The 16507-nt window shown below is 70.4% G+C and carries 16 protein-coding genes and 1 pseudogene; 6 read left to right on the top strand and 11 right to left on the bottom strand.

Going from position 1 to position 16507, the window contains the following annotated elements; all coding sequences use genetic code 11:
• Positions 1–57: 57 nt before the first annotated feature.
• From ACIBG4_RS14200 to ACIBG4_RS14185, 4 genes are all read right to left on the bottom strand, one after another.
• On the bottom strand, positions 58–3009 hold the full coding sequence (locus ACIBG4_RS14200; protein WP_397202145.1) for a UPF0182 family protein: 2952 nt from the start codon (positions 3007–3009) through the stop codon (positions 58–60).
• A 129-nt stretch (positions 3010–3138) separates the two neighbouring features.
• Positions 3139–4185 carry a PDZ domain-containing protein gene (locus tag ACIBG4_RS14195; protein ID WP_397202144.1) on the bottom strand — a complete coding sequence of 349 codons (1047 nt, stop codon included), beginning with the start codon at positions 4183–4185 and terminating at the stop codon, positions 3139–3141.
• Positions 4186–4195: 10 nt separating this feature from the next.
• Complete coding sequence (locus ACIBG4_RS14190) at positions 4196–4621, bottom strand: molybdenum cofactor biosynthesis protein MoaE (protein WP_310713061.1); 426 nt, start codon at positions 4619–4621, stop codon at positions 4196–4198.
• Positions 4622–4651: 30 nt separating this feature from the next.
• Complete coding sequence (locus ACIBG4_RS14185; RefSeq protein ID WP_310713086.1) at positions 4652–5725, bottom strand: NAD-dependent epimerase/dehydratase family protein; 1074 nt, start codon at positions 5723–5725, stop codon at positions 4652–4654.
• Positions 5726–5855: 130 nt separating this feature from the next.
• On the opposite strand from ACIBG4_RS14185, the gene ACIBG4_RS14180 reads away from it, so the two are divergent.
• Genes ACIBG4_RS14180 through ACIBG4_RS14170 form a run of 3 tightly spaced genes read left to right on the top strand, consistent with a single transcriptional unit; the run spans position 5856 to position 8684 of the window.
• Positions 5856–7094: a zinc-dependent metalloprotease gene (locus ACIBG4_RS14180; protein WP_397202497.1), complete on the top strand. Its 1239-nt coding sequence runs from the start codon at positions 5856–5858 to the stop codon at positions 7092–7094.
• Entirely contained in the window at positions 7091–7663 is a 573-nt protein-coding gene (locus ACIBG4_RS14175) for an NUDIX hydrolase (protein ID WP_397202143.1), read from the top strand. The genes ACIBG4_RS14180 and ACIBG4_RS14175 overlap by 4 nt, the downstream gene beginning before the upstream one ends.
• Positions 7664–7691: 28 nt before the next feature.
• On the top strand, positions 7692–8684 hold the full coding sequence (locus ACIBG4_RS14170; RefSeq protein ID WP_397202142.1) for an endonuclease/exonuclease/phosphatase family protein: 993 nt from the start codon (positions 7692–7694) through the stop codon (positions 8682–8684).
• A 49-nt stretch (positions 8685–8733) separates the two neighbouring features.
• Here the strand turns inward: ACIBG4_RS14170 and ACIBG4_RS14165 are convergent, their stop codons facing one another.
• The 3 genes from ACIBG4_RS14165 to ACIBG4_RS14155 form a co-directional block, all read right to left on the bottom strand.
• Positions 8734–9333: a hypothetical protein gene (locus ACIBG4_RS14165; protein ID WP_397202141.1), complete on the bottom strand. Its 600-nt coding sequence runs from the start codon at positions 9331–9333 to the stop codon at positions 8734–8736.
• Positions 9330–9845: a M48 family metallopeptidase gene (locus ACIBG4_RS14160; protein WP_355450769.1), complete on the bottom strand. Its 516-nt coding sequence runs from the start codon at positions 9843–9845 to the stop codon at positions 9330–9332. The genes ACIBG4_RS14165 and ACIBG4_RS14160 overlap by 4 nt, the downstream gene beginning before the upstream one ends.
• Before the next feature lie 68 nt (positions 9846–9913).
• Positions 9914–10696 (bottom strand): enoyl-CoA hydratase-related protein, encoded by a 783-nt coding sequence (locus ACIBG4_RS14155; RefSeq protein ID WP_310713069.1) that lies wholly within the window; start codon positions 10694–10696, stop codon positions 9914–9916.
• A gap of 254 nt (positions 10697–10950) precedes the next feature.
• On the opposite strand from ACIBG4_RS14155, the gene ACIBG4_RS14150 reads away from it, so the two are divergent.
• Both ACIBG4_RS14150 and ACIBG4_RS14145 read left to right on the top strand, forming a co-directional pair.
• Positions 10951–12294: a hypothetical protein gene (locus ACIBG4_RS14150; protein WP_397202140.1), complete on the top strand. Its 1344-nt coding sequence runs from the start codon at positions 10951–10953 to the stop codon at positions 12292–12294.
• 62 nt (positions 12295–12356) lie between these two features.
• The gene (locus ACIBG4_RS14145; RefSeq protein ID WP_310713071.1) at positions 12357–13691 is read left to right on the top strand and encodes an AarF/UbiB family protein; all 1335 of its coding nucleotides are present in this window, start codon (positions 12357–12359) and stop codon (positions 13689–13691) included.
• A gap of 168 nt (positions 13692–13859) precedes the next feature.
• Here ACIBG4_RS14145 and ACIBG4_RS14140 read toward each other — a convergent pair whose 3' ends face one another.
• Complete coding sequence (locus tag ACIBG4_RS14140; protein ID WP_397202139.1) at positions 13860–14435, bottom strand: class I SAM-dependent methyltransferase; 576 nt, start codon at positions 14433–14435, stop codon at positions 13860–13862.
• 258 nt (positions 14436–14693) lie between these two features.
• Here ACIBG4_RS14140 and ACIBG4_RS14135 point away from each other — a divergent pair.
• Positions 14694–14867 (top strand): annotated as a pseudogene (locus tag ACIBG4_RS14135) (antibiotic biosynthesis monooxygenase); the annotation flags it as partial.
• 225 nt (positions 14868–15092) lie between these two features.
• On the opposite strand, the gene ACIBG4_RS14130 reads toward ACIBG4_RS14135, so the two are convergent.
• The 3 genes from ACIBG4_RS14130 to ACIBG4_RS14120 all read right to left on the bottom strand — a co-directional run bounded on the left by ACIBG4_RS14130 (position 15093) and on the right by ACIBG4_RS14120 (position 16064).
• Positions 15093–15335 (bottom strand): hypothetical protein, encoded by a 243-nt coding sequence (locus ACIBG4_RS14130; RefSeq protein ID WP_310713077.1) that lies wholly within the window; start codon positions 15333–15335, stop codon positions 15093–15095.
• A gap of 5 nt (positions 15336–15340) precedes the next feature.
• On the bottom strand, positions 15341–15529 hold the full coding sequence (locus tag ACIBG4_RS14125) for a hypothetical protein (protein ID WP_310713079.1): 189 nt from the start codon (positions 15527–15529) through the stop codon (positions 15341–15343).
• A 136-nt stretch (positions 15530–15665) separates the two neighbouring features.
• Positions 15666–16064 (bottom strand): hypothetical protein, encoded by a 399-nt coding sequence (locus tag ACIBG4_RS14120; RefSeq protein WP_355450784.1) that lies wholly within the window; start codon positions 16062–16064, stop codon positions 15666–15668.
• Positions 16065–16507: the final 443 nt, after the last annotated feature.

Here is a 16507-nt window from a genome sequence, read left to right as displayed (position 1 = left end):
CGTCGGTGTGTGTCTAAAGACTATAGGGAGCGCGGGGCGGTGGCAAATCAACCGGGACTACGTCCCCCCTTGCGGTGTCGCCGAGGCCGACGAGGTGGGCGTCGCGCTCGGCGTGGGCGCCGGACTCCCCGTCGGCGCCGGCGTCCCCGAGGGCGCCGGCGACGGGGTCGTCGTGGTGGTGGGCGCCGGGGTGCCGATGCCCTGCAGCGCCTTCAGCGCCTCGTCCAGCCGCTTCTGCGCCTTGCCGTACTCCTCCCAGTTCGGCGGGTTGGCCTTCAGGGCGTTCTGGGCGTCCTGGTAGGCCTTCTGCGCCGTGGTGATGGCCTGGGCCAGCGCCGTCGTCTGCTGGTTGGGCTGGGCCTGCTGCTGGTCGTTGGGCTGCGCCTGCTGCTGGCTCTCACCGAAGACCTGCGCGAGCGCGTCCTCCAGCTTGTCGCCCGAGCCGACCTTGTTGCCGAACGCCACCAGGACCCGCCGCAGGATCGGGTACGGCTCCTGGCCGGTGCCGGCCTTGGTCTGGACGTACACGGGCTCGATGTAGATGAGCCCGCCCGCGTAGGGCAGCGTGAGCAGGTTGCCGTACCTGACGTTGGCGTTGCCGAGGCCCAGCGGGCCGAGCTCGCCGGAGAACTTGTTCTGGAAGTTGTTCTGCGCCTGGCCCGGACCCGGGATCGCGGTGTTGGACGGCATGCGCAGGATGCGCAGCTTCCCGTAGTCCTGGCCCACCGTGGACCCGGCCGCCATGAACGCCGCCAGGTTCGGGCCCTCCCTGGGGACGAACGTCGTCGTCAGCGAGAACGACGGCTTGGCGTCCTGGACCGGCATCGTGGTGGTCAGGTAGTACGGCGGCTGCTTGATCGACTGGTTGCCCTGCGACGGGTCGCTCGGGACGTTCCAGGCGTCCTGGTTGCTGTAGAAGGCCGCGGCGTTCGTGATGTGGTAGCGCGAGAGCGTGTAGCGCTGCACCTTGAACAGATCCTCGGGGTAGCGCACGTGGCTCTGCAGGTCGGGGCTCATCTTGGCGGCCGGCTGCAGGATGCCGGGGAACGCCTTGCCCCACGTCTTGAGCACCGGGTCCTTGTCGTCCCAGGCGTAGAGCGTGACCGTGCCGTCGTAGGCGTCGACCGTGGCCTTCACCGAGTTGCGGATGTAGTTGATGTTGTCCTGCGGCTGCTGCGCGACCAGCCGCCGGTCGACGGCCGTGTCACGGGTCATGTCGCCCAGGCTCTCGCTCTGGGAGTACGGGTACTCGTTCGAGGTCGTGTACCCGTCGATGATCCAGGTGACGCGCCCGTCCACGATCGCCGGGTACGGGTTGCCGTCGAGGGTCAGGAACGGCGCCACCTTCTCGACCCGCTCCCGCGGGTTGCGCACGTACAGGATCTTCGAGCTGTCGTTCACGTCGCCCGACAGCAGGATGTTCTTCTCGCCGTACTTCGCCGCGTAGACGAGCCGGTTGATGAACGAGCCGACCGGGACGCCGCCCTTGCCCGCGTAGGTGGTGTTCTTCTGGCCGGTGCCGCCGGTCTCGGGGTAGTCGAGCTCCTGCGGGTTGCTGGGGTTGCCGCCGGCGATGACGTACTCGTTGGAGCTGTTCTCGCCGAAGTAGACGCGCGACTCCGTCAGCTTGGTGGAGTTGACCAGCGGGCCGGTGACCGGCATGTCCTTGGCGTCGTAGGCCGGCAGGCCGCCGTAGTCGACCTCGTTGCCGGGCGCCGCGACGATGCCGTAGCCGTGGGTGTAGACCAGCGCCTCGTTGATCCAGTTGCTCGGGCCCTCGGGGGAGGCGAGCAGCTCGCGGACGCCGACGACGTGGTCGACCAGCTTGCCGCTCGCGTCCTTGTAGCGGTCGACGTCGAGCTGCTCCGAGAAGCCGTAGAAGCCGCGGATGCGCTGCGTCTGGTCGAACGTGGACGACACCAGCGCCGGGTCGAGCAGCCGCACCCCGCTCACGGACGCGTCGCCGTCGGTCTTCACCTTGGCCGGGTCGGACTCCGCGGAGTACTGCAGGATCTCGGTGCCGTCGACGCCGTACGCCTCGCGGGTGGCCTTGATGTTGCGGTCGATGTAGGCGGCTTCCTTGAGCTGCTGGTTGGGCTTGACCTGGAACTGCTCGACCAGCGCCGGGTAGACCCCGCCGATCAGCACGGCCGACAGCACCAGCAGGCCGAACGACACGCCGGGGAGCATGCCGCCGGGCCGTATGACGCCGGCGAAGAACAGCACGGCGCAGATGAGCGCGATGATCGCCAGGATGGTCTTGGCCGGGAGGACGGCGTTGACGTCGGTGTAGGACGCCCCGTCCACGAAGCCGCGGTCGGAGAAGACCAGCCCGTAGCGGTCGACCCAGTAGGCCACGGCCTTCAGCAGCACGAACACGCCGAGCAGCACCGACAGGTGCACCCGCGCGGCGCGCGAGGCGTGGACGCCGGGCGACTGGAGCCGGAACCCGCCGTACAGGTAGTGCGTGATCGCCGCCAGGATGATCGAGACGATCACGGCGGTGAACAGGAAGTTCAGCACCATCCGGATGAACGGGTAGTCGAACATGAAGAACGAGTGGTCGAACCCGAACAACGGGTCCGTCTTGCCGAAGGGCACCCCGTTGGCGAACTCCAGCCACGTCTGCCACTGCCCGGCCAAGGAGGAGCCCGCGAAGAGCGCGAGCATGCCCATGCCGACGATGAAGATCAGCTTGCGATGGGGATCGAGCGCCATCCGGTAGCGGTCGGCGCCGCTGCCCCCGCCGAACATGGCGGGCCCGAACATGGGCCGGGTGCGGAAGGCCAGCAGCATGTTGCCGCCGACGATGCCGACCATCAGCACCGCCCCGACCAGGAACAGCACGATCTCTGTCAGCAGCACGCCGGAGAACACCGAGGTGTAGTCGACCGAGTCGAACCACAGATAGTCGGTGTAGATGCCGGAGAAAAGGAAGAACAACGCCACGATCGCCACGAGCGCGATCGCGACAGGCAGAAGCAGTCTCGGCCGGCGGGGCAAGCGCATCGCCCGGCCGGCGCCTGGGGTCCGGAAGCTCAAGGCCAACCCCTCGTCGTGATGAACAAACGGTCCGTGTCTGGCAACCTACACCGCTGTGCCAGCCCTTCGATTAACGCACGGGGGTCGGCGGAAGTTTCATCCGGCGGCGCAAGCCGGGACCTCTCCCTTGCCCGTGCGGATCGCGTCGAGCGCCTGCACCGCCTCGTGCAGCGAGGTGGCCCTGACCAGGCGAAGCCCGTCGGGAACGGCCTTCAGGGCCTCGGCGCAGTTGTCGGCCGGCGTGAGGAAGACGGTCGCCCCGGCCTTGCGCGCGCCGACCATCTTCTGGGCGATGCCGCCGATCGGGCCGACCGCGCCGGACGGGTCTATGGTGCCGGTGCCGGCGATGTCCTTGCCGCCCGTCAGCTCGCCCGGCGTGAGCTTGTCGAGGATGCCGAGCGAGAACATCAGCCCGGCGCTCGGCCCGCCGACGTCGCCCACGTTGATGTCGACGTCGAACGGGAACTTGTACTTCGCCTGCATCACCATGCCGACGACCGCCTTGCCGCCCGCGCCCTGCACGGTCGGCACGGAGACGTCGAGCTTGTCCTTGCCGCGGGTGATGGTGAACGCCACGCTCTCACCGGGCTTGACGGCCTTGACCGCCTCGGAGATGCCCTCCACGTTCGCGACCGTCCTGCCGCCGACCGCGGTGATCTCGTCGCCCTTGCGCAGCTTGCCGTCGGCCGGCTTGCCCTTCTCGGTGGACAGCACCGACACGGCCGTGCCGTACGGGATCTTCAGCTCGCTCAGCGCCGCGGCCGTCGCGTAGTCCTGGGAGTTGGCCATCTCGACGGTGTTCTCCTCCTCGACCTGCTGCTGCGAGCGGGTCTCGGGGAAGATCGTCGACTCGGGCACGACGGCGACGTCGGGATCGATCCAGCCGCGCAGCGCGGTCAGCAGATCGATGCGGCTGCTCGGGCCGCCCTGGTAGGCGACGGTCACGAGGTTGAGCTCGCCGCTGGTCGGATAGGTCTGCCGCCCGGAGATGGTGATCACCGGCTTCTTGTCGACCTGGCCGATCGTGTTCTCGGTCGGTCCCGGACTCAGCACCACGTACGGAACCTTCATCACCGCGCCCACGACGCCGAGCAAGAGCACGAGGAAGCCCGCAACCAGCAGGGTCAAGGCGCGACGCGACATGGAGACGAGCTTATTCGCAGGCGCCGACCCACTCGGCCGACCCGTCGGCGAACGCCTGATGTTTCCAGATCGGCACCTCGGCCTTGAGGTCGTCGATCAGCCGGCGCGAGGCGGCGAACGCCTCCTGGCGGTGCGGAGCGGCCACAGCGACGATCACGGCGATGTCGCCCAGCTCCAGGTCGCCGACCCGGTGGACGGCCGCGAGCGCGGTCACGGGGAAGTCGGCGGCGACCTTCTCGGCCACCCGGCGCAGCTCGTCGCCCGCCGACGGGTGCGCGGAGTAGGAAAGGCGGGTCACCGGCTTGCCGTGGTCCTGCTCGCGTACGGTGCCCACGAACAGCGTCGTGCCACCGGCGGCGTGGTCGCCCACGGCGGCGAGCACCTCCTGCACGGAGAGCGAGGTGTCACGTATGCCGAGCAACCGGATGACGTCCACGGACCAGAGCCTACCGAACCGCCCCGGGCCTCACTGGCGGCGCTTCCTGCGTACCTGGCGGACGATGGCGGCCGTGCCGATGACGGCGACGGTCGCGCCCGCCGCGGTGAGCGTGGCCTCCTTGACCGGCAGGCGCCTGCCGACCACGGTCGTCGCCTTTTCGCGCAGCTCCAGGAGCTGCTGGAACGCGGCCTCGTTGGTCCACGCCGGCTTCCAGCCGGCCTCGCGCAGCCTGGCGCAGTCGACCACCCACGGGTAGACGACGTAGTGCAGGTCCGTGGCGGGCGCCGGGGTGATGCCCAGGCGGTGCAGCCGCTGCGCGGTGCCGAACGTCAGCCCCGCGGGCAGCTCGAACCTGCGCAGCCCCGCCATCTCCTCCACCTGCTCCTGCTCCAGCCAGCCGTCGGAGCCGACCCCGAGCACGCCCGTGACCACGCCCCGCGCGGCCAGCTCCAGCGCCGAGAGCAGGTCGTCCACGTGGCAGAACTGCCAGCGCGGCGAGCACCCCTTGACCGTCAGCAGCCGCGGCGACTCGAAGTGGCGGGTGATGACCGTGTCCACCCCGGGCCCCACGACCGCGGCGGGCCGCAGCACCGTCACCTCCAGCCCCGGATGGCTGCGCAGCGACCGGCGCACGAGCGCCTCGATCTCCAGGTAGTCGCCGACGACGCCGGTGTCGGGCTCGGCCGCGACCGCGGCGTCCTCCGGCAGCGGCACGTCGTTCTCCGGCGCCGCGCCGTACACCATCGCGCTCGTGACGAGCACCACCCGCCGCACGCGCGCCGCGGCGGAGGCGGTGAGCACGGTCTGCGCCGCTCTCAGGTTGTACGCGCGGCGCTCACGCGGGTCGGAATCGACCGCGTAGTCGCCGGCCAGGTGGACCAGGACGTCGATGTCGGAGATCCGGTTCGCCAAGAGCGGATCCCGGACGTCGATGACTCTCCAGGTCGCCTCCCGGACGTCGCCGCGCTCCTCGTCGATGGCCACCACCCTGCGGAAATCCGCGGAGGATACGAGCTTTGCGAGCAGCTCGCGGCCCAGCCCTGAGGCGGCGCCCGTGACGGCGACGACAGGTTGGCGCGGGCGTTTCGAGGTAGGCACCAGGTCCTCACTTTGCACTGATCCGCCGCAGGACGACTAACGTGGCGGATGTGGACTCCTCCATCCTGCACGAGGTAGAGCGGTGACTGACCTGCCAGGTCGCGAAAACGACCCCAACGAAAACCCGTTCGCCATGTTCGGCAACCCTGAGCAGATGGCTCAGGCGATGCGCCAGTTCGCCGACATGCTGTCGGCACCCCAGGGTTCAGGCCCGGTCAACTGGGACATGGCCAAGAACATCGCCCGTCACGCCGTGGTGGCGGAGGGCGATCCCAGCGTCATGGAGGGCGAGCGCCGGCAGATCGTCGAGGCCCTGCGCCTGGCCGATCTGTGGCTGAACGAGGCCACCACGCTGCCCAGCGGCGTCGGCGCGCCCGAGGCGTGGAGCCGCTCCGAGTGGATCGAGAACACGATCCCCGTCTGGCGCACGCTGTGCGAGCCGATCGCCGCGCGCATGGTCGAGACCATGGGCGGCGCGCTCGGCGGCTCCGGCCTGCCGCCCGAGGCCCAGCAGATGGCCGGGCCGCTCATGGGCATGCTCAAGCAGATGGGCGGCATGATGGTCGGCCAGCAGATCGGCCAGGCCATCGGCTCGCTGGCGCGCGAGGTGCTCGGCACCACCGACATCGGCCTGCCGCTGTCCGACAGGGCCGCGCTGCTGCCCGGCGGCATCGCCTCGTTCAGCCAGGGCCTGGAGCTGCCGTCCGAGGAGATCCGGATCTACCTGGCGCTGCGCGAGGCCGCGCATCACCGTCTGTTCCAGCACGTGCCGTGGCTGCGCTCCCACCTGCTGGGCGCGGTCGAGGAGTACGCGCGGGGCATCACGGTCGACACCTCGGCCCTCGAGGAGCAGATCCGCGGGCTCGACATCAACAACCCGCAGGCCATCCAGGAGGCGCTGAGCGGCGGCGCGCTGCTCAAGCCCGAGGAGACCGAGCGGCAGAAGGCCGCGCTGGCGCGCCTGGAGACGGCGCTCGCCCTGGTCGAGGGCTGGGTCGCCACCGTGGCGGGCCACGCCGCCGAGGGCAAGCTGCCGTCCGCGGGAGCCCTCGCCGAGACCGTACGGCGGCGCCGCGCGACCGGCGGCCCGGCCGAGCTGACCTTCGGCACCCTCGTGGGCCTGGAGCTGCGTCCCCGCCGCCTGCGCGAGGCCGCGGCGCTGTGGGAGGCGGTCCGGGAGGCGCGCGGCGTCGACGGGCGCGACGCGCTGTGGTCCCACCCGGACCTGATGCCGTCGGCCGCTGACCTCGACGACCCCGAGGCGTTCGTCCGGGGCGAGTCGGAGTGGGACATCTCACACCTCGAAAGCGGCATGGAAGGCCCCGGCGACGACGAGAAGGACCAGGAGAAGGGCGAGGACGACCAGAAGTGAGCCTGCACGGCGACGCGGTGGCCGTCCTGTCCGGCTGGACGGCGCCCACCGCCGAGGAGGAGCGGCTTCGCAGCGGGTTCCTCGGCCACCTGCGCGACCACGACGACGCGATGCTGCGCGAATGCGTCCCCGGTCACCTGACGGCGACCACGGCGGTGCTGTCGCACGACGGCGGGCGGGTGCTGCTCACGCTGCACCCGAAAGCCGGCATGTGGCTGCCGATGGGCGGCCACTGCGAGCCGTCCGACGCCTCGCTGAGCGCCGTCGCCCTGCGTGAGGCCACCGAGGAGTCCGGGATCCCCGACCTGGAGCTGCTGCCCGGCCCGCTGGCGCTCGACCGGCACGAGGTCTGGTGCCACCCGCCGCGCAGCTGGCACCTCGACGTCGAGTACGCCGCCGTGGCGCCGCCGGGCGCCGAGGCGGTCATCAGCGAGGAGTCCCTCGACCTGCGCTGGTTCCCCGTGGACGAGATCCCCGAGCTGTCGGACGAGGCCACTCGCCGCCTCGCGGCGCGCGGCAGGGAGGTTCTCCTGTCGCGTCTTACGCCTCGCTCACAGCCGTCCGGCTAGAGTCTGTACCGTTCCAACAGGGGGCGATGTGGAGATCTCAGCCGACAGCAAGGTCGGCGGCACGATCGTGGTCGCGGCCCGGTCGCGCCGCCGGCTGCCGACCACACTGACCTGGCTCGCCGTGACACCGTTCGCGGCCTGGGCCGTGGCCAGGGTCGCGGGCCTCGAACGCGGATCACTGCCGACACAGCTCATGACCGCCACGCCGTACGTCGCGGCGGGCTCGCTCCTTCCGCTGCTGGTGGCCGCGGTCGGCCGCAGGCGCGCCGCCACGGCTGTCGCGCTGATCGCCACGACCGCGCTCGGCGTCAGCGTCCTGCCCCGCGCCCTGGGCACGGCCGACGCCACGGCCGGCCGGCCGATGCGCGTCCTCACCCTCAACATGCTGTTCGGCAAGGCCGACCCGCAGGCGGTGATGGACCTCGTTCACCGCCTTGATCCGGACGTGCTGAACACCCAGGAGCTGACCCCCGGCGCCGTGGAGGAGCTCGACGCCCTGGGGCTGAAGACGTTGATGCCCAACCGCGTGCTCCAGGCCGAGTGGAGCGCCACCGGGAGCGGCCTGTTCTCGAAGTACCCGATGGAGGCGATGCCCGAGCTGGCGCCGTCCGTCGGTCACAACATGCCGGCCGCCCGGATCTCGCTGCCGGGTGGCAAGCCGATCGAGCTCCTCGACGTCCACCCGTTCCCGCCGCTGGGGCGGCAGGCGGCGGACTGGAGCCAGGCGCTCGGCGAGCTGCCGGCCGCCTCCGCGGACGTGGTGCGCGTGCTGGCGGGCGACTTCAACGCCTCGCTCGACCACGCGTCGATGCGCGGGGTGCTGTCCCGCGGCTACAAGGACGCCGCCGACGAGGTCGGAGCCGGGCTCATCCCGACGTGGCCCGCCAACAAGAGGGTGCCGCCGATCATCACGATCGACCACGTGCTGGTGGACCGGCGGGTCGCCGTGCGTGAGGTCAGCGTCCACACGGTGCCGGGCACGGACCACCGCGCGGTCTTCGCCGAGCTCGCCGTTCCCTAGAGCCCGTTCTGGAGGCGGCGGAGCGGGCCGGACCCGTTCTGCGGTCAGCTCAGCGCGCGGTCAGACCAGCCTCGGACAGCAGCGCGCGGGTGTTGTCCCACCCCTCCAGCCCCGGATCGAGTCGTGCCAGATCGCCGGCGGCGCGCAGCCGGTGCCAGCCCGGGACCGTCGCCACCATCCGCCTGCCCGGCGCCTGCGCGCGCAGCGCCGTGACCGGGTCCGGCTCGTCGAGACCGGAGGCCGCCCACGCGGGCATCGGCAGCCCGAACGCCATCGCGACCGCCCCTCCGCCCTCGGCGGGACAGACGCTCACCTGAGCTCGTCCCAGCTCGCGGAACAGCTTGCCGATCAGCAGCGGCGGCAGGTCGGGGGCGTCGGCCGCCATCACGACCGCCTGGTCGCCGTCCAGCCGCGCCGCGATGCCCGCCAACGGCTCGTCCTCGCCGACCTCGATCACCTCGGTGCCCGGCCAGACCAGCTCGTCCAGCCCCGGGACACTCGTCACCAGCACCGGGGTCACCAGGTCGAGACCGGCGACCACCTCGTAGGCGTCCTCGGCGACCGCCTCCAGGAACTCCCTCGGGTCCACGCCTTCGGGTACGGCGCTCGCCGTGCTCTGCCGTACGAGGACCGCGGCGACGCGCCTCAACACTCCTCCGGCGGTGCGCTGACGGCGGCAGAGAAGCCCTCGAGGAAGCCGCGTGCCCGCTCGGCCCTCGGGTACTGCTCCACCAGCGTCCAGAACGCGGGACCGTGGCTCGGCACCAGCAGGTGCACCAGCTCGTGGATGATCACGTAGTCGATGACCCATTCGGGCAGGCCCTTGAGCCGGGTCGAGATGCGGATCGTGCCGTTCTCCGGAGTGCAGGAGCCCCATCGGTGCTGCTGATTGTCCACCCAGCGCACGCTCGCCGGGTCGGCCCTGCCGTCGAGGAACTTCGCCGACAGCTCCCGGGCCCGCGCGAGGAGGCCCTCGTCCGTCGGCCTCCTCCGGCGCTCCCGGGCAGCGAGCCGATCGAGCATCCGGCTCACCCATTCGTCCGCGTCCTGACCGGTCAGCCAGGCGGGCAGGAGCACGATCGTCTTGTCGCCGTCGCGGTATGCGGAGACCGTACGCCGGCGACGAGAACTGCGACGGACCTCGACTGTCTCGGGGGGCACATATGCACGTTAGCCGACACCGGCGAAATTCCACAGAGGGAAGGTGCTTGTTTCTCCTGGTCAGATGATTAAGACCCGGTGAATTTGGGCACGCGCCTTTCCCGCTGCGCGGCCAGCCCCTCGACCAGGTCGGCGGAGGCCATGGTCACGGGCTGTGCGAGCGCCTCCCAGCGCAGCGCGGCTTCCAGATCGGCGTGGCCGGAGGCCAGCGCGACTTTGGTGAGCCGGGTGGCGACGGGAGCGTTCCGGGCGATCTTCCGCGCGACCGCCGACACTTCCGTCATGAGGTCAGCTCGCGGAAAACAACGATTTACCAATCCTTTAATCTCTGCTTCCTTGCCCGAAATAGCCTGACCGGTGAGCAGCATCTCCCGCGCCAGCCCCGTCCCGCCTCTCGCCGGCAGCAGGTACGTGGCTGCCATCCCCGGATGCAGGCCGAGCGACGTGAAAGGGGCCAGCAGCCGGGCGTCGTCGGCCGCGTACACGAGGTCGCACGCCAGCGCCAGGCACAGCCCCGCGCCGACCGCCGGCCCGTTGACGGCCGCGACGGTCGGTACCTCCAGCGCCGCGATGGACAGCCAGGAACGGTAGAAGCCGAGCATCCGCTCGCGCAGCCGCGGAACGGGCTCGGCGTTCCGCTCGCCCAGCCAGGACAGGTCGCCGCCGGCGCAGAACGCTGACCCGGCACCGGTGACGACCACGCACCGCACGTCCCGGTCACCGGCCAGTTCGGCCATGGTGTCGCGCCACTGCTCGGTCATGCCGTCGGTCATGGCGTTGCGCCGGTCGGGCCGGTTCAGGGTCAGCCGCACGACACCGTCGGGGTCGCGCTCGACGAGGAGCTCACTCATGCGGGGAGCGTAACGACCACCGGCCACCGCCCTCCAGGCATCCACGCCACCACCAGGTCGGGGCCATGCCGCGACGGCGTGGTCCCGGCCTGCCGGCAACGCTCGCTTCCCGACCTCCGCCCGTCGCTGTGGCGTCTTCCACAGCCCGCCCCCGCCTCCTCGGTCATCCACAGCCCACCCCCCGCCTCCTCGGTTATCCACAGCCCGCGGAAAGCCGCCGCGCGGAGCCGCCGCGACGTGGAAACCTTCCGGCCATGAGGCCACGTGTGAAGCCCGCCCTCCGGCGCATCCTGCGCGACGAGCACACCCTGCAGCTAGGCGTCCATCCCGCCAAGGCCGTCGTCCTGACCGGTCTCACCGGCCCGGTCCGGAGATGGATCGCTCTGCTCGACGGCAGCCGCGACATGGGGCAGGTGCTGCGAGCCGCGTCCGCCGCCGGCCTCGACGAGCCGATGGCCCGCGCCATGCTCGACCAGCTGACCGCTCGCAGAGTGCTCCACGATGCCTCAGCCGGTCATGTGTCGCTGCGCGGGCTCTCGCTGGCCGAGCGCGACCGGCTGGAGCCCGACGTCGACGCCCTCGACCTGGCGTCGGCGGGTCCGGACGGCGGCTCCATCGTGTTCCAGGCAAGGAGACGGGCACGGGTGCGAGTCCACGGAGCGGGCAGGGTGGGGGCACAGATCGTCGCTCTGCTGGCATCGTGCGGCGTGGGCGACATCCGGGTGTTCGACCCGGGCCCGGTCCGGCCCCGCGACCTCACACCGGGCGGCCTGACGTGGAGCGAGCTGCACCTCAGCCGCCAGGACGGCGCGGTGGCCGTCGCCCGACGCCTGACGTCCGGCGGAGCCCCGCCGCCTCCGGAAGCGGCAGGCGCCGCCGACACCGAGCCGGACCCACGCCCAGGCCGGCGCCGACGCCCTGGACCAGGTCCCGTGAGATCCGGTGTCCGTCCCGTGAAGGACCACGCTCCCCCTGACCCGGCGCTCATGAGAACGGCCTCCGTGGAAGACGGCGCGCGTACCGTGGGAAACCAGGCTCACGCCCGCGCCGCGCCGGTCGTCACGCCGCCGGCCCCTCCCGGCACGCCTTCCGTCCTGGTACGAGCCGGCGGCCCCTACCTCGGCGACGGGACCCACCGCCCCGACCTCGTCATCCTCGCCCCCGTCGAGCCGCTCGACCTCCTGCTGGTCAACGAGCTGGCCGAGCTCGGCATCCCACACCTGCTCGCCTCCGCCTTCGAGGGGCACGGGTCCGTCGGGCCGCTCGTCCTGCCAGGCCGTACGGCATGCCTCCACTGCCTCGATCTGACCAGACGGGACCGCGACCCCGGATGGGCGATGGTGACCGCCCGGCTGGGCGGCTACCCGCCGGGAGAGGTCGCCTGCGACACCACCCTCGCGACGGTCGTGGCCGCCGCCGCGACCGGGCACGCGCTGGCCCATCTGGACGGTCATCCATCGGTTGTGACGAACTCCACAGCGGACGTCACCCCCGACTGGCGCTGGGGGAGCACGCCGTGGACGCCTCATCCGGAATGTCATTGTATGCGAAACAATCCTTATTCGCTAAGAATGGTCGTGTCGCCCACCAGCGACTGACGTGTTCCGGCGACGACCGTCGAAAGGGGGAGCGGCTTCTTCCCGAGAGGCCGCGCATCAGTGTGAGCGATCTTCCACGCCGCGCCGTAACGCGCTCCGCCAAGCTGGCCTCTCTCCCACTGGGGTTCGCCGGGCGCGCAGCCCTCGGACTCGGCAAGCGGATCGGGGGCAAGCCGGCCGAGACGGTGGCCCTGGAGATCCAGCAGCGGACCGCCGAACAGATCTTCAAGGTGCTCGGCGAGCTCAAGGGCGGAGCGATGAAGGTCGGCCAGGCCCTGTCCATCTTCGAGGCGGCCCTGCCCCAAGAGATCGCGGGACCCTACCGCGCCACGCTGACGAGACTCCAGGAGGCGGCGCCGCCGCTGCCCGCGGCCACCGTTCACAAGGTGCTGGCCGAGCAGCTCGGCGACGACTGGCGCGACAACTTCATCTCCTTCGACGACAAGCCGACCGCCGCCGCCTCCATCGGCCAGGTCCACCGGGCCGTGTGGCACGACGGCCGGGAAGCCGCGGTCAAGATCCAATACCCGGGGGCGGGTAAGGCGCTGCTCGGCGACTTCGCCCAGCTCGCGCGGCTCGGCAAGCTCTTCGGGGTCGTGCTGCCCGGTCTCGACATCAAGGCGGTGCTGGAGGAGCTGCGCGAGCGCATCGCCGAGGAGCTCGACTACCTCCGCGAGGCCGAGGCCCAGCACGCCTTCGCCCTCGAGTTCATGGACGACCCCGACTTCCACGTCCCGGACGTGATCGCCGCCAACGAGATGGTCCTCGTCTCCGAGTGGATGGACGGCACGCCGCTGTCCCGCATCATCGCCGAGGGGACCAAGGAAGAGCGCGACCGGATGGGGCTGCTGTTCGTCCGCTTTCTCTTCTGCTCGCCGGCCCGCGTCGGCATGCTGCACGCCGACCCCCACCCGGGCAACTTCCGCATGCTGCCGAACGGCAAGCTGGGCGTCCTCGACTTCGGCGCGGTCAACCGGCTTCCCGAGGGCTACCCCAAGGCGTTCGGCCAGCTGACGCGGATCTTCAACAAGGGCGACATGGAGACCGTGATCAACGGGTTGCGGGAGGAGGGCTTCATCCGCCCCGGGATAGAGGTGGACCCGGACGCCCTGCGCGCGTTCCTCGCCCCGTACGTCGAGCCCACGGCGGTGGAGGAGTTCACCTTCAGCCGTGAATGGCTCCAGGCCCAGGCCGCGAGCGTCACGGACCTGCGCCCCACGAACGTGGTGCGCCAGCTCAACCTCCCGGTGTCGTACGTCCTCATCCACCGGGTCCACGCGGCCGGCATCGGGGTCCTGTGCCAGCTCAACGCGACGGCGAGGTTCCGCGACGAGGTCGTCCGCTGGGTCCCCGGCTTCGCGGACGACCCGAACGACGAGGCCCTGGCCATCGGCTGACCCGTCGCCCTGTACGCGTACCTGCGGTGAAGGCGTCGGGTGCCCGCTCGCAGAACACCGGGCGGGCCGACCTGCGCGTCATCCCCTTCCGCTCAAGATCCCCGGTTCAGGCAGCCGTAGGAGCGTCTCGCTGCGCGGGACCGTCCGGACGGGCACTCGCGCCCGGCGTCAGACCGCCTGATACGTCAGCAAATAGCGCCAGAACACCAGCCGCCTGATCCGCGCCCCCGGCAGCAGCGTCGCCGCCTCGCTCCGAATCTCCTCCAACGTCATGCTCGCCGCCTTCACCGGTGCATCGACCTCCGGGGCGGGACGCCGGATCAGCGCGAGCCGCATGGCCGCGTTGGCCGGAATGGCGACCAGGTCGAACAGGTAGTCCGAGGGGGCACTCATCCGGTAGCAGCCCAGCACGGCCAGCACCCCGCCGGGAGCGAGAGCCGCCCGCAACTTCCGTACCGTGTCGAAGGGCACATGATGCAGGCTCGCCAGGCACGAGATGTAGTCGTAGTGGCCGGCAGGCAGCTCCATGGTCGTGATGTCGCCGTGGATGTAGGTGACCCCGGCCCCTGTCGCGGCGTGGATCACGGCCTTGTCGGGGTCGACCGCGTCGACGTCCAGCCCGCGGGCCGCCAGCGCGCGTGCGAACCGCCCGGTTCCGCACCCGACGTCGAGTGCCCTACGCGCCCCGTCCGGGATCTGCTTGATCAGCACCGGGTGGTAGTGATCGTTGTGATTGAAGGTCATCCGAAGATTGTCCCGACCACGGCGGGGCGCGGGGCCGCTTCCCTCGAATGGAGGCTGACCCCGCATGCGACGCCGTCCTGACCGGTCAGGACGACGCTGACGTCGAACGGGAGGACGAGGCCGGGCCGGCTGCAGGAGCCGCCCGGGTGGATCAAAGGGTTGAGATCGCCCTCCAGCGCGCACAGGATTACCTGCGTCGATCCTCTACAAGCTGGCGGGCTGGGGGAGGCACTGGAGAGCCTGACCGAGGCCTTCTATGTGCAGGTTCGGAAGGATGACCTGATCGGGCCGTTGCTCCGGCACTTGGATTCCGGCCATCCCGGATACGTCGCCATCCGGCTGGGGGAGGTGTTCGGTGGCCCGAACCGCTGCACCGAGGAGCGCGGCGGATACGCGCACATGCTGCCCATGCATCTCGGCGAGGCGATCACCGAGCCGCAGCGGCACCGTTGGGTGAGCCAGCTCATGGAGGCCGCCCACGAGGTGGGGCTGCCTGGCGATCCCGAGTTCAGGCGGCGTTCGCCGGCTGTATCGAGCGGGGCACCAGATCGGCGCTGCACAACTCGCAGCCGGGACACCGAGCCGGTGACCAGCGCGCCGGCTCCGGGGTGGGGTGGGGTGGGGCGTCGCGCCGCCGTGTCAGCCCCGAGGGACGTACTAGCGGGCCGAACGCGGATTGTCGTCCTCGAAGTACGACCGGGACTCTTCCAACGGGTCCACGTACGTGTCCGACTCCCGCTCGTCTTCCTCGTGGACCCACCGAGAGATGCCACGTGCCACCTCGTCGTCGATCTCGTCGATGCGATGCCGTTGCGGGAAGCTGTCGCGGTACATGGCGACGTGCGACTCCTGTACGTCGTCGCCCATGTCATGACTGATTTCGTAGAGTTGCTCGCTCATGGCACTCACACTTTGATGATCATGATGGCCGCCCTTCGCACGGCCCAGCCGGTGAGAATGAGGCCGAAGATCGTCTCTCCGATGCGCATCCAGAGGGTGGAGTCCGCGTCCGCGTAAATCACGACGCCAACCCACATCAGGCCGAATATCCCAACAAAGGCGACCGCCGCCCAATTCAACCCTCGCTGCCACATACGCGCAGTCTGACAGCCATAGCACCAAGGGCGGGTATCTGCGGAGTTGTCATCCGGTCACCCCGCGGGCGGCGCATCGCGCACCGCTGGTCCCCGCGCAGCCGCCGGCGGCGCTCCGTGCTCCGTCGGCAGCCCATCAGTGGGAGAGCCGGCGGCCGGTGCCGACACAACGCCGCAGGCGCATTCCCTGCGGGCGGCGCTGCACGTTCTCCTCCAGGCATGCGAGCAGCGCCTCCGCCGCCCGCGCGTCGGACAGGATGCGCTGTACGGCCGCGCCGTCCTCGGGCAGCTGGCCGTGCTCGGCGAGCTCGTGCCTGAGGAAGGTCAGCGGGTCGGGGGCGCCGACGCTGTCCGCCGCCACGGTCGCGCGGGCGGCCGTGAGAAGACGCAGGTAGTACGTCCGGAGGATGGCCTCGCGCATGCGGGCGTGCTCCAGGTCGTCGATCAGAGTCCGGGCGACCCGCAGCAGGTCACCGGCGTGGGTCGCCTCATCGGCGAGGAAGGCGCGGATGTCGTCGAACTCCGAGCGAGTCATAGCGGACACCTCCATGGGCGCAGAGTGCTCGTACGTACTTCGTACCGTTCGGCGATTGCGGATGGGTTGACGTCGGCTTGCCGCGTGGCCAAGCCGGCCCTCCTCGTACGACCAGCTGGGGGCATGCCGAGGTTTGATTGACACGAGGGGAGGGAAGGACCGTGGGATTACCTGTGTGGCGCAAAGCAGGTGCGTCGGGCTGCTAGAGTTGCCGACGCAGGGCAGCCGAAGACTCTGAGGAGCCTCGGAGGTGCCCGGCAACTCCCCTCTTCTCCTGGCTCGATGACGGACGATTCGCATGTGTCCGGATCGGCTGGTAAGTTAGAGGGGTTGCCCCGGAGACAGGGTAAGTCGGAATTCCGGAAGCGCCGAATTTGACAGTAAATCGGGTCGCTGAAAGAATAAAGACACAACGAAAGACCGAAGCGAAAAGCGCCTCTCGC

The sequence above is a fragment of the Nonomuraea sp. NPDC050383 genome (genome assembly GCF_044459125.1).
Taxonomy (GTDB): domain Bacteria; phylum Actinomycetota; class Actinomycetes; order Streptosporangiales; family Streptosporangiaceae; genus Nonomuraea.
The sequence above is the reverse complement of the archived record's forward strand: the minus strand, read 5'-3'. Positions and strand labels throughout refer to the sequence as shown.